Genomic DNA, 12,537 nt, shown 5'->3' with positions numbered 1-12,537 from the left:
ACGCAAACGATGTCGCGCATCGCTGTCTATCCCGGAACCTTCGACCCGATCACCAACGGTCATATCGACCTGGTCAGCCGCGCGGCGCCGCTGTTTGACCGCATCGTCGTGGGCGTGGCCGACAGCACCAGCAAGGGTCCCAGCTTCCGTCTGGACGAACGCATCACGCTGGCGCGACTGGCGCTGGCCGGCCTGCCGAACGTCGAGGTGCGCGGGTTTTCGGTGCTGCTGGCCGATTTCGTGCGGGAAGTCGGCGCGACGGTGATCCTGCGTGGCCTGCGCGCAGTATCGGATTTCGAATACGAATTCCAGCTCGCCAGCATGAACCGCCATCTCATTCCCGCGGCCGAGACGCTGTTTCTGACCCCGGCTGAGCAATACAGCTTCATTTCCTCTTCGCTGGTGCGCGAGATCGCGCGTCTGGGCGGCGACGTGTCCGGGTTCGTGCATCCGGCCGTGCAGCAGGCGTTGCGTCAGCGCTGGCGAAATTCCTGATTCTGCTTCGACGACGACAGGTGATACCCATGCGTAAACTTATCCAGATCGCCGCCCTTGGCGTTTTGTCCACCATTGCCCTTGTTGGTTGCGACAAACAGCAGGAAGCTGAGAAGCCGGCGGCGCCGGTTGCCGTGGAAGTGAAGATGCCCACCGACGCCACCGACAAGGCCGCATGGAAGGCTTATCTGGTCGACGTGGTCAAGCGCAACATGGCCGGCGTGACCTCCGGTCGTCCGTACATGTATTTCGTTCCCGCAGGCGAAGACCAGGCCGCGCAGGACGAGCGCATCGCGCAGACGACCCAGGTGAGCGGCGTCGTGGCCCGCACCGTTCTGCCGGGCAACATGCTGGCTTTCGGCGGCCCGGACTCCAAGCTCACCGGCGACCTGATCCTGGATTCGTTCAAGGACGCCAAGGCGGGCGCTTTCAAGGACGTCATCGTGCTCTTCATCGGTTCGCCGGCTGACCAGCAGCGCGTGCAGGATGCCGTCGCTCCCAGCGGCGCCACCTTCCGCTTCGTGGAAATGAAGTAAGTTTGCCCGGGCCGCCCGCGACGGCGCCGCGTCCGCGACGCGCGCCCCCACGCGATGCCGCGGCATGAAACGGCATCCGCACGAGCAGGACCATGGCCCTCAAAATCACTGACCTGTGCGTCAACTGCGACGTCTGCGAACCGGTCTGTCCAAACTCTGCGATCTCGATGGGCCCCGAGATCTACGAAATCGCGCCGAACCGCTGTACGGAGTGCGTCGGCCACTACGACGTTCCCCAGTGCATCGAGGTGTGTCCGGTCGAGTGCATCTTTGTCGATCCGGACCACACGGAAAGTCGCGAGAAACTGCTTGAGAAGTACGTCGAGCTGACGAAAAAGGAGTAGCCGTCCGTGATAGTCCGTTCCCCACTCGTCATCCTTGCGCTGTCGTGCCTGACCTTCGCCGCGGATGCCGCGGAACGGCCCGGCAAGGCCGCTATTGCCAGTGCTCATGTCCTTGCGACGGAGGCCGGCTTCGAAGTGCTGGCGCAGGGCGGCAATGCGTTTGACGCCGCAGTCGCGGTCAGCGCAGCCCTCTCGGTCGTTGAACCGCAGAGCTCCGGCATCGGCGGCGGCGGGTTTTTCCTGCTGCGTCGCGTCTCCGACGGCAAGGAAGTGATGGTCGATGCGCGCGAAACCGCGCCGGCACAGACCGACCCGAAGCAATTCCTGGATACAAAAGGCGAGCTGGATCGCGACAAGTCCGTCAACGGCGCACTGGCGGCCGGCATTCCAGGCCAGCCCGCCGCGCTGGTGTTCGTGGCGGAAAACTACGGCAAGCTGCCGCTGAAAAAATCGCTTGCACCGGCGATCCGGATCGCCCGCGAAGGCTTTGCGCCCGACGCGCGCAGCCTGATGTTCCTGGGCCTGCGCAAAGATGCGATCGCGCGCGATCCGGGTGCTTCCGCGCTGTTCCTGCCCGGCGGCCAATTGCCCACGGCCGGCTGGGTGCTGAAAAACCCGGACCTGGCCAGCACCCTGGAACGGATTGCCCGCGACGGCAACAAGGGGTTCTACGAGGGCGAACCCGCACAGCGCTTGGTGGATGGCGTGAAAAAAGCCGGCGGCACCTGGACGCTGGAGGATCTGAAAACCTACACCGTGAAGGAGCGCGAACCGCTGGTGCTGCAGTACCGCGGCCATCGCGTCGTCACGGCGCCGCCGCCGTCCTCGGGCGGCATCGCGCTGGCGGAGATGCTCAACATCCTGCAAGGGTACGACCTGGCCAAGCTCGATCGCGTGCACCGGACGCATCTGATCGTTGAATCGATGCGTCGCGCCTACCGCGACCGCGCCGAATACCTGGGCGATCCGGATTTCGTGAAAATGCCCGTCGCCGAGCTAACCAGTCCGCTCTATGCCGCGGGCCTGCGCGCGTCGATCCATCCGGAAAAAGCCACGCCCAGTGCGAACCTGCCGGGCTTCATGGCGCCGGTCCAGGGCACTGATACCAGCCATTTCTCCATCATCGATGCTGACGGCAACCTCGCCGCGGTGACCCAGACGGTCAATCTCCCGTTTGGCGCAGCGACCGTCGTTCCCGGTACCGGCTTCGTGCTCAACAACCAGATGGATGACTTCGCCCTCAAGGCCGGCGCACCCAATGCGTATGGTCTGGTCGGCGGCGACGCCAATGCACCCAAGCCGGGGCGTCGGCCGTTGTCGTCGATGACGCCGACTTTCGTGATTGGCAAGGACCGCACCCTGGTCATTGGCACGCCGGGCGGCAGTCGCATCATCACGATGGTGCTCGAAGGCATTCTGGCGTGGTTCGATGGTGACAGCCCCGCCACGTTCGTGGGCAACAAGCGGTTCCACCACCAATATCTGCCGGATGTCATCTCCGCCGAGGCCGAGGCCTTCTCCAAAGACGAGCGCAAGGCCCTCGAAGGCATGGGACACGTGGTCAGTGACGGCGAACGCCCGTGGGGTTACATGAATGCCGTGGACTGGAACCATGGCACCAACGAGCTGCGCGGCGGCAGCGATCCGCGTGGTGTATCGGGCAAGGCGCTGGTGAAATAATCGATGCGCCGCGTCGCGGTGCGAATCATTCGGGCATTGATCGATGAAATTGTGGTCTCTCCTGGGAAACTCCCAGAAACTCGATGGCGGTGCCATGTTCGGCAACGTGCCGCGGGGCATGTGGGAACGCTGGATCCAGCCGGACGCGGAGAATCGCATTCCGCTGGCGTGCCGCTGTCTGCTGGTCGAGGGTCTCAACGGCAGGCGCGTGCTGTTTGAAACCGGCATCGGCGCCTTCTTCGAGCCGCGCATGAAAGAGCGGTTCGGCGTCGTGGAAGGTAACCATGTACTTCTGGATTCCCTGGCCGACGCCGGGTTCAGTCACGAGGACATCGACGCGGTCGTGCTCTCGCACCTGCATTTCGATCACGCCGGCGGCCTGCTTGCCGCGTGGGAAGAAAACCAGCCGCCGCGCCTGCTGTTTCCGAACGCGCGCTATGTCGTCAGCCGTGGCTGCTGGGAGCGCGCGAAACAGCCGCATCCCCGCGACCGCGCCTCGTTCATCCCGGAATTGCAGTCGCTGCTGGAAGCGTCGGGCCGCCTGGAGATCGTTGATGGCGACCATTCGGATTTCCTCGGCGATACCGTGCGATTCAGCTACAGCGACGGCCACACTCCGGGCCTGATGCTGGCAGAGATCGGCGGCCCGGGCGGCGTGGTGTTCTGCGCCGACCTCATTCCCGGCCGCGCCTGGGTCCACCTTCCGGTGACGATGGGTTACGACCGCTATCCGGAGCTGCTGATCGACGAAAAGCGGCGCTTCCTCGAAGACAAACTCGCCCGCGGCGTACGCCTGTTCTTCACCCATGATGCCGGATGCGCCATGGCAAGCGTGATTCGGGATGAAAAAGGCAAATATGGTACGACCGACGAGCGCGGCGCGCTCGCGGGCGAAACGCTCCAGACCCGCTAACCGGCGTCGGCCACCGGCTGCGCCACGAACTGCCAGGAGTTCCACATGCGTTTGATCGCTACGGTTGCATTCTTCGGGCTTGTCGCCATGGCGGCCTCCGCGCACGATCACGGCCATGGCCAGCCGGCCAAGGCGGAAGCGGCTGTCGTCGACAGCGCTGGCAGGACCTACGGCCAGGCACTGCCTGCCGACGCCGGCTCAGCCGCTCCACTGGCGCAGGTGGCCGCCAGGCCGCAGGATTTCGCCGGCAAGGCGCGCGCGTTTCGCGGCCGTATCACCGAGATCTGCCAGAAGCAGGGGTGCTGGATGGTGCTGGAGGACGACGGCCAGTTCGCCCGTGTCTTCATGAAGGATCACGGTTTCAGTGTGCCCAAGGATGCCAGCGGTGCCGCCGAGGTCTATGGCATCCTGACAGTGAAGACGCTTTCCGCCGAGGAAATAGCGCACCTGCAGAGTGAAGGCCGCAGCGCGGTCAAGCCGACCGAGCTGACCATCGAAGCGACCGGAGTGCGTCTGTCCGGCAGTTGAGGGTGGCGTGACGCCATCGCTGCGGAAGATCGTCCGGAGGAATGAAGGGGAGAATCCATGTCGGACAGTTTCAGCACTGAAGAAACCGTTGGCTACGGCAGCCGGGTGACATCGTCCCTTGGTGGCGCCCTGTTCGGGTTGCTCCTGTTTGTCGTCGCGTTTCCGTTGGAGTTCTGGAACGAAGGCCGCGCCGTGGCCGCGCACAAGGCGTTGGACGAAGGCGCCAATGCGGTGGTTTCCATCGCTGCCGCGCCGCTGGACCCGGCCAACAACGGCAAGCTCGTGCACGCCAGCGCCGTGGCGATGAGTCCCCAGGTACTTGCCGATCCGGATTTCGGCCTCCAGACCGATGGCTTGGTCCTTTCGCGCCATGTGGAAATGTATCAATGGAAGGAGCGCAAGGAGACGCGCACCGAGAAGAACCTCGGTGGCAGCGAGCAGCGGGTCACCACGTACCACTATGAGACGAAATGGGATGACGACCTGATCGACTCGACCCGGTTTGCCAAGCCGGAAGGGCACAAGAATCCCGACCGCATGCCGTTCGACAGCCGCCGCGTGGTGGCGGATCCGATCACACTGGGCGAGCTGGTGCTGGGTGCGGAGCATGCACGCAAGCTGGATGGCGAGCAGGCCTTGCCGGCCAGACTGGAAAATATCCCACCGAATCTCGCCGCCAGCTTTCGTGTCGACGACGGCCGTCTGGTGACCTCGGCAGATCCGGACAAGCCGGCGGTTGGCGATATCCGCGTGACCTTCAGGCAGCTGCCGGAACAACGCGTCAGTGTGGTGGGCGTGCAGCGCGACGGTCGCCTGGAGCCCTTCGTGGCCAGCAATGGAAACCAGATTGCGCTGCTGGAAAGTGGTGAGGTCAGCGCCGACAAGATGTTCGCCGCTGCCCACTCGCGCGCGTCGATGCTGACCTGGATCCTGCGCGGCGTCGGCGTCGTGCTGATGTGGATCGGCCTGTCGTCGGCGCTGGGCTGGATCGCCACGATCCTGGATTTCATCCCGTTCCTGGGCGGGCTGGTACGACACGGCGTGGCCATCGTCGCGGGCCTGTTGTCCGTCGTACTGTCGGCCGTGACGATCGCCGTGGCCTGGTTTTTCTACCGGCCGCTGGTCGCCATTGCCTTGCTGGCTGTCGCTGGCGGCGCGGTGTGGCTGCTGCGCGGCCGGGCGCGCCGTGCGATGCCGCCACCGCCACCGCCCGCTTCGGCCATGCCACCGCCGCCGCCACGCTGAGGCGGCCGCTGCGGTGCCGCCGTTGCGGAACCGCACACGTGGTCAGATCGAATCGGGCTTGAATAACACTTCGCCGTGCTCGAGCAGGTAAAGACCGGCGAAGACTTTCGGATCGATCGAGTACCCCTCGGCGGCCTTGCGGCACAACCAGCGCGCCGCGGCCGCGCGGGGCACCTCGTGAATGACGATGTCCTCCCCTTCGACACCGCCTCCGGCGTGTTCACGGACGAGGTTCCAGGCGCGCACGAAGGTGATGGTCTCGTTGCTCATCCCGGCCGATGTCGGGCCGGTGATGTAGTAGTCGATGTGGCCGCAGGAATAGCCGGTTTCTTCGAGCAATTCGCGCCGCGCGGCTTCGATGGCCGGTTCATCGTGGGAGCCGGGATCGTCGCCGATCAGGCCCGCGGGCATCTCGATGGCCCGGGCATCGATCGCGGCACGCCACTGCTCCACGAACAACACCTTGTCTTCAGGTGTCACGGCGATCACCAGGACAGCGCCGCCGGGATTGGTGCGCTCGGCGAACTCCCACTGGCCACGGCAACACAATTTCAGCCACCGGCCGTTGAAAAGGACATCCTTTTGAGTCATCGTTATGTGTTCCCTTCTGGCCGCCGGTCGGAACCTTTCCCACCTGGGGCGGTCTTGACTGCGTCCCCACGATACTCCGGATTTCGCGCATGAAAGTTCAAGCCCTCGTCTTTGCCCTCATGATCAGCGGATTCGCCGGAACCACGCAGGCGGCCGACCAGGCTGCCGCGCCGGCCGCCGCCGCGCCCTCGGCCAGTGCCGATGACCCGATGGCCAGGGCGGCCAAGCTGACCGAGCAGGAAATCAAGTCCTCGTCCAATCGCGAAGCACTCGGCCAGCTTGCGGGCCTGTACAACGGCAAGGACGTCGAACGTTTCATCTGGACGCTCGAACGCCTGGTCGAGCTCACGCCGAACTCGGGCGAGCTGCGCATGCAGCTGGCGGGTCTTTACGCGGCGCTGGAGGACAAATCCAAGGTCTACGACATTCTGATCCGCATGCAGGCGCAGGGGTTTGCCTACGACCTCGCCAAGGATCCGCGATTTGAAAAAGCCCACGGTACGCAGGTGTGGGACTACCTGGTGAAGAACTTCGAAGCCAATGCCCGGCCGTTCGGTGAAGGTAGCGTGGCCTTCGAATTGCCCAAGGGCGACCACCTGTACGAAACGCTTGCCTGGGATCCGGTGCGCAAGAAGTTCCTGGTCGGCAGCGCCCGCGACGGTGCGGTGGTTATCGCCGATGACAAGGGCCAGGTCACCGAATTCATCAAGCCTGACGCTGCTTCCGGACTCTGGAGCGTGCTGGATTTGAAGGTGGATGCCGAGAACGACGCCCTGTGGGTTGCTTCCGCGGGCCTGCGCCTGTTCAAGGGCTACAACGCCGATGTGGTCGGTCGTGCACAAGTACTGAAATACAAGTTGTCCACCGGCAAGCTCCTGGCTACCTACGCGCCCGAGGACGGAAACAAGGGACACATCTTCACCGCGCTGGCCGTGGCCAAGGGCGGGCGCGTCTATGTGGCCGATGGCTCCCTCAAGGAGATCTACGCCGTCGAGGGTGACAAGCTCAAGCGCATCGCGGGCAACCAGCGCCTGAGCGGGATTCGTGGCCTCGCGGTCACCGATGATGGCAAGACCCTGTATTTCGCGGACCCGAGCCTTGGCATCTTCGGCATCGACCTGGCCAGCAGCAAGCCGTTTGCCGTCGTGCACAGCCCGGAACGCCTGGTCGTCGGCGGTATCGACGGCATGTACTGGTACGACGGCTGCCTGGTCATCATTCAGCGCGACATGGTGCCGCGCCGCGTGATGCGTCTGAAACTCACGCCGGACGGCCAGAAGATCACCGCCGTGATGCCGCTGCAGGCCAACCATGCAGCCTTCACCTCGCCCAGCGTCGGCACGGTGGCAGGCAACTCGCTGTATTTCGTGGCCAACAGCCAGAAGGCGCTCTACGACAGCCACGGGGTGCTTCGCGACGAGAAGCTGCTGGAGCCCGTGCGCATCTTCAAGAACGATCTGCGCTTCGCCTGGGACCAGCCGGGTATTCCGGGCGGTCCGGCACCGATTCCGGTGCAGAAGGGCGACGGCAGCGTTACGCCGCCTGGCGGTCAGTAGATTCTCCGGTGCAACGAGGCGGGCCCTGTGCCCGCCTTGTCGTTTGGGGCGCTACGCGAGCGATCGCACGCGCGAACGCGTGAGCGGACCAAAGCGCAAGCGCTCGAACAGGGATTCGGCGCCGGCCAGGTCGGGCGCCTGGCGCACCAGCCGGGTCGCGTCGGTGGGTACCGGCGCGTTGCAGGCGATCTCCGTCAGTTGTCGCGACAGGCGCGCCTTTGCCACATCGGCCTTGAGCTTGGCGTACGCGGCGGCCGCGCCACGAAAGCGCAGGAACGGGATTTCCTCGATGCGCGTGAAGATCGCGTCGAGCGAGCCGAAATGCGACAGCAGGGTTGCAGCTGTCTTTGGTCCGATACCCGATACGCCTGGAATATTGTCGACGGCATCGCCGGTAAGCGCGAGATAGTCAGCCACCTGATGCGGGTGTACTCCCATGCGGTCTTTCACGCCGCGCGCGTCCCATCGTTGGTTTTTCCCGAAATCCCAAATTTCGTCATGCTCGCCGACGAGCTGGCCGAAGTCCTTGTCCGCCGACACGATCACCGAGCGGAAGGCCTGCGGTCGCAGCGCGTGCACGACGCTGCCGATCAGGTCATCGGCCTCGAAGCTGACGTCGGTCAGTACCACCAGCCCCAGCGTTGCAGCGACTTCCTTGCAGTAGCCGAACTGGAAACGCAGTTCGTCCGGCGGCAGTTCCCGGTGGGCCTTGTACTCGGGGTATATGGCGTTGCGGAATGAGCTGGTGAGCGACTCGTCAAAGGCCACCGCGCAATGCGTGGGCCGCGTATGGTCGAGGAAATCCAGCAGGAAACGGGTAAATCCGTAGACCGCGTTGACCGGGCGTCCGTCCTGGTCGAAGAACTGCGGTGGTACCGAATGCCAGGCGCGGAAGACGTAGAGACTGGCATCGACCAGGTGAATGGTCTGCTGGCTCATTCCGGTGCCGTCCACTCGCTGGTGACGTCGGCGACTGCCGGCCGCAGTCGTTCTGGCGCGGTTTCCGACGCGGTTCCGATGTGGATAAAGGAAATAATCCGCTCGCCAGGAGCCAGCGCGAACGCCGCTGCGATATCCGCATCGTAGGCGGCCCAGCCGGTCAGCCACTGCGCGCCGTAGCCGAGCGCCTGCGCGCCAAGCAGGAGGTTGTAGGCCACGCAGCCGGCCGACAGCAGCTGTTCCTGCGCGGGAATCTTCGGATGGTTCTCTTCCACGCGCGCAACGACGGCGATGATCAACGGCGCAAAGTTGAAACGCTGGCGGTCCTTGTCGAGAACGGCGGGCGGGGTCTCGGGGTTGCGCCGCAGCTGTGTGGCCACCAGCAACTCGCCCAGGCGCCGGCGCTGGTCGCCGCGGATCAGGATGAGCCGCCACGGCGTGAGTTTGCCGTGGTCGGGAACGCGGATCGCGCTGGCGATCAGGGACTCCAGTTCGGCCGCGGAAGGGCCGGGCTCACCCAGGAGACGCGAGGGTACTGAGCGGCGTTCGTTGAGAGATTGCAGTGCGCGCATAGGGAGATTCGCCATATGAATGCCGCAGTGTAGCGGGGATGCTTACCAGCGTCGCGGGCATCGGCTACGATGCGAAAGGTTCGGGTACTCAAGGAGTGGGCACATGGCGGTCACCATTGCGGTCTTGCGCGAAACGAGTCCCAACGAACGGCGCGTGGCGCTGACGCCGGAAGTGGCGAAGAAACTCAAGGGAAGGGGCGCCAGCATCCTGGTCGAACAGGGCGCGGGCACCTCCGCGGGGTTCGGCGACGTCCAGTATCGGGACGCCGAGATCGTCAGTGGCGCCGGTGCTACGCTGGAGCGCTCCGACGTGCTGCTCAAGGTGCAGCCGCCCAGCCTGGAAGAAATCCGCAATTTGCGCGAAGGCAGCATTGTCGTAGGCTACCTGCAGCCGCACCTGGATCCGGAACGCACGCGACTGCTGCGCGAGCGCAAGATCACGGCGTTTGCCATGGAACTGCTGCCGCGCACGACGCGCGCCCAGGCCATGGACGTGCTGTCCTCGCAGGCCGCGGTGGCGGGCTACAAGGCCGTTCTCATCGCCGCCGAAGCCTCGCCGAAATTTTTTCCGATGCTCACTACCGCGGCCGGCACGATCCGCCCGTCAAAGGTACTCGTGGTCGGCGCCGGTGTCGCGGGATTGCAGGCCATTGCCACGGCGCGGCGCCTGGGCGCCCAGGTGGAAGGCTTCGATGTGCGACCGGAAACCAAGGAACAGATCGAATCGCTGGGGGCAAAATTCCTCGATCTTGGCGTCAGCGCCGCCGGTTCCGGTGGCTACGCACGCGAGCTGACCGCCGAGGAGCGCGAACAGCAGCAGCGCGCGCTGGCCGAGCACCTCAAGGGCATCGACGTGGTGGTCACCACCGCAGCGGTGCCAGGACGCAAGGCGCCGCGCATCATCACCGGGGCGATGGTGTCCGGCATGAAGCTCGGTGCCGTCATCGTCGACATCGCGGCAGAGACGGGCGGCAATGTCGAGGGCACGGAAGCCGGCAAGACAGTCGTGACGGACAACGGCGTCAGCCTGATCGGCCCGGTGAACCTCGCGGCCAGCGCACCGATCCATGCCAGCGAGATGTACTCGCGCAACTTGTACAACTTTCTTGAGCTAAGCCTCAAGGACGGTGCCATCACACTGGACTGGGATGACGAACTCATCGCCAAGACCTGCCTCACCCACGCCGGTGAGATCCGCCACGAACCCACCCGCCAGCTCGTCGAGTCGGCGCAATAAAACCTGCTGAACCCATCGTGGAACCGCTCAACGGGGAACCGACATGATCGACGGCTTTCTGGCTCTCTACATCTTCATGCTGGCCGCATTCACCGGCCACGAAATCATCAGCCGCGTACCGGTGATCCTGCACACGCCGCTGATGTCCGGATCGAACTTCGTGCACGGCATCGTGCTCGTGGGCGCCATGGTGGCGCTGGCACATGCCGACACCACCCTGGGCAAGACGATTGGCTTCCTCGGCGTGATGCTGGGTGCCGGCAACGCCGCCGGCGGTTACGTGGTGACCGAACGCATGCTGGAGATGTTCAAGTCCAGCAAGAAGCAGGGCTAGCGGGCGTCGCGGCCGCTGCGAAAAAACGCAAGACCACGTTGTGGACGGCGAATGCCATGTCCACCTGATTGATCCGATTGTGGAAGGGAACCGTCGATGGATACCACGACCCTGCTCAGCTATGTCGCCAAAGCCAGCTATTTCCTCGCCGCCGTGCTGTTCATTCTCGGCATCAAGCGCATGGCCTCACCCGTCACGGCGCGCAAGGGCATCGTGCAGGCCGGCATCGGCATGGTGGTCGCGACGCTCGCGACGTTCGCCCTGACGGGCACGCACAACCTGGGGCTGATCGTGCTGGCCATCGCGCTGGGCGTGGCACCGACCTGGATCTGGGGCAAGAAGGTCGCCATGACCGACATGCCGCAGATGGTGGCGCTCTTCAACGGCATGGGCGGCGGTTCTGCCGCGGCCATCGGCGCCGGCGAGTTGCTCAAGTTTGTCGATGCCGGCACCGCGCCTTCGATCCCGACGCTGACGCTGGCCGTCATCGGCGCGCTGATCGGCGCCATCTCAATGACGGGTTCCATCATCGCCTGGGCCAAGCTCGACGGCCGGATGGACAAGCGCTTCACCTTCGGCGGACAGCAGGTCTTCAACTTCCTCGTCTTTGCCGCCTCGGTCGCGGCAGGCCTGGCCCTGGTGTTCTGGAAGCTCGATACCACGATCATCATTGCCTTCTTCGCCCTCGCGCTGATTTTCGGCGTGCTGATGACCCTCCCGATCGGCGGCGCGGACATGCCGGTGGTGATCTCACTGTTCAACGCGCTGACGGGCCTGGCCGTCGGTTTCGAAGGCTTCGTGATGCAGAACGAGGCGCTGATCATCGCCGGCACGGTGGTGGGCGCCGCCGGCACGCTGTTGACCCAGCTCATGGCCAAGGCCATGAACCGGCCCATCTCGAATGTGCTCTTCTCGAACTTCGGCGGCGGTGGCGGTGGCCAGGAGATCGCCGGCTCGCAGAAGCCGATCGAGGCCAGCGACGCTGCGTCCCTGCTGTATCTGGCCGAGAAGGTCATCATCGTGCCGGGCTACGGCATGGCCGTGGCCCAGGCGCAGCACAAGATCTGGGAACTGTCGCAGCAACTGATCAAGCGCGACAAGACGGTGAAGTTCGCGATTCATCCGGTGGCTGGCCGCATGCCCGGCCACATGAATGTGCTGCTGGCGGAAGCCGGCGTGCCCTACGACCTGATCGCCGACATGGACGACATCAACCCGGAATTCTCCACCTGCGACGTCGCCATCGTGATTGGCGCGAACGACGTGGTGAATCCGGTGGCCAAGACCGACAAGTCCTCGCCGATCTACGGCATGCCCATCCTGGATGTCGTCAACGCGCGCCAGGTCATCGTGATCAAGCGCGGCAAGGGCACCGGCTTCGCCGGCATCGAAAACGCGCTGTTCTACCAGGACAACTGCAAGATGCTCTATGCCGATGGCCAGGAAGCGGCCAATCGACTGATTGCCGAGTTGAAGGCGATCGACGCCAGCGGCGGGCACTGATCGGCCCCTGAGGCATGACGGACGCGGCGGCCAAGGCGCCTGCCGCGTCGCAGTGGATTCCTTA

14 protein-coding genes are annotated in these 12,537 nt (G+C 64.6%); 11 read left to right on the top strand and 3 right to left on the bottom strand.

All coding sequences use genetic code 11. The features are described from left to right. Window positions 1-9: 9 nt before the first annotated feature. The 7 genes from coaD (at window position 10) to N4264_RS22495 (ending at window position 5,741) form a co-directional block, all read left to right on the top strand. On the top strand, window positions 10-495 hold the full coding sequence (gene coaD / locus N4264_RS22525) for a pantetheine-phosphate adenylyltransferase (protein WP_261694455.1): 486 nt from the start codon (window positions 10-12) through the stop codon (window positions 493-495). Window positions 496-524: 29 nt separating this feature from the next. Next, window positions 525-1,031, top strand: a complete 507-nt coding sequence (locus N4264_RS22520) for a hypothetical protein (protein ID WP_261694454.1) — start codon at window positions 525-527, stop codon at window positions 1,029-1,031. Between the two features lie 92 nt (window positions 1,032-1,123). Beyond that, the gene (locus N4264_RS22515; RefSeq protein WP_261694453.1) at window positions 1,124-1,375 is read left to right on the top strand and encodes a YfhL family 4Fe-4S dicluster ferredoxin; all 252 of its coding nucleotides are present in this window, start codon (window positions 1,124-1,126) and stop codon (window positions 1,373-1,375) included. Between the two features lie 6 nt (window positions 1,376-1,381). Then, window positions 1,382-3,055 (top strand): gamma-glutamyltransferase, encoded by a 1,674-nt coding sequence (gene ggt / locus N4264_RS22510; RefSeq protein ID WP_261694452.1) that lies wholly within the window; start codon window positions 1,382-1,384, stop codon window positions 3,053-3,055. 43 nt (window positions 3,056-3,098) lie between these two features. Continuing rightward, window positions 3,099-3,968 (top strand): MBL fold metallo-hydrolase, encoded by an 870-nt coding sequence (locus N4264_RS22505; RefSeq protein ID WP_261694451.1) that lies wholly within the window; start codon window positions 3,099-3,101, stop codon window positions 3,966-3,968. Window positions 3,969-4,013: 45 nt separating this feature from the next. Further along, the gene (locus N4264_RS22500) at window positions 4,014-4,496 is read left to right on the top strand and encodes a DUF4920 domain-containing protein (protein ID WP_261694450.1); all 483 of its coding nucleotides are present in this window, start codon (window positions 4,014-4,016) and stop codon (window positions 4,494-4,496) included. Window positions 4,497-4,553: 57 nt separating this feature from the next. Continuing rightward, the gene (locus N4264_RS22495) at window positions 4,554-5,741 is read left to right on the top strand and encodes a TMEM43 family protein (protein WP_261694449.1); all 1,188 of its coding nucleotides are present in this window, start codon (window positions 4,554-4,556) and stop codon (window positions 5,739-5,741) included. A 42-nt stretch (window positions 5,742-5,783) separates the two neighbouring features. On the opposite strand, the gene N4264_RS22490 is transcribed toward N4264_RS22495, so the two are convergent. After that, a complete protein-coding gene (locus N4264_RS22490) occupies window positions 5,784-6,332 on the bottom strand; it encodes an NUDIX hydrolase (protein WP_261694448.1) in 549 nt (182 codons plus the stop codon). An 89-nt stretch (window positions 6,333-6,421) separates the two neighbouring features. On the opposite strand from N4264_RS22490, the gene N4264_RS22485 reads away from it, so the two are divergent. Further along, window positions 6,422-7,888 (top strand): SMP-30/gluconolactonase/LRE family protein, encoded by a 1,467-nt coding sequence (locus N4264_RS22485; RefSeq protein WP_261694447.1) that lies wholly within the window; start codon window positions 6,422-6,424, stop codon window positions 7,886-7,888. A 51-nt stretch (window positions 7,889-7,939) separates the two neighbouring features. Here the strand turns inward: N4264_RS22485 and N4264_RS22480 are convergent, their stop codons facing one another. Together N4264_RS22480 and N4264_RS22475 are read right to left on the bottom strand one after the other, a co-directional pair. Beyond that, the gene (locus N4264_RS22480) at window positions 7,940-8,827 is read right to left on the bottom strand and encodes a 5'-3' exonuclease (RefSeq protein ID WP_261694446.1); all 888 of its coding nucleotides are present in this window, start codon (window positions 8,825-8,827) and stop codon (window positions 7,940-7,942) included. Further along, window positions 8,824-9,399: a nitroreductase family protein gene (locus N4264_RS22475; RefSeq protein ID WP_261694445.1), complete on the bottom strand. Its 576-nt coding sequence runs from the start codon at window positions 9,397-9,399 to the stop codon at window positions 8,824-8,826. The genes N4264_RS22480 and N4264_RS22475 overlap by 4 nt, the downstream gene beginning before the upstream one ends. Window positions 9,400-9,502: 103 nt before the next feature. Here N4264_RS22475 and N4264_RS22470 point away from each other — a divergent pair, with 103 nt between their 5' ends. The 3 genes from N4264_RS22470 (at window position 9,503) to N4264_RS22460 (ending at window position 12,473) form a co-directional block, all read left to right on the top strand. Further along, window positions 9,503-10,636 carry a Re/Si-specific NAD(P)(+) transhydrogenase subunit alpha gene (locus N4264_RS22470; protein ID WP_261694444.1) on the top strand — a complete coding sequence of 378 codons (1,134 nt, stop codon included), beginning with the start codon at window positions 9,503-9,505 and terminating at the stop codon, window positions 10,634-10,636. A gap of 43 nt (window positions 10,637-10,679) precedes the next feature. Next, window positions 10,680-10,970: an NAD(P) transhydrogenase subunit alpha part 2 gene (locus tag N4264_RS22465; protein ID WP_261694443.1), complete on the top strand. Its 291-nt coding sequence runs from the start codon at window positions 10,680-10,682 to the stop codon at window positions 10,968-10,970. Window positions 10,971-11,066: 96 nt separating this feature from the next. Then, window positions 11,067-12,473, top strand: a complete 1,407-nt coding sequence (locus N4264_RS22460) for an NAD(P)(+) transhydrogenase (Re/Si-specific) subunit beta (protein WP_261694442.1) — start codon at window positions 11,067-11,069, stop codon at window positions 12,471-12,473. The last annotated feature ends 64 nt before the right edge of the window (window positions 12,474-12,537 follow it).

Source organism: Tahibacter amnicola (assembly GCF_025398735.1).
Taxonomy (GTDB): domain Bacteria; phylum Pseudomonadota; class Gammaproteobacteria; order Xanthomonadales; family Rhodanobacteraceae; genus Tahibacter; species Tahibacter amnicola.
This window is presented reverse-complemented; position numbering and strand designations above follow the sequence as displayed.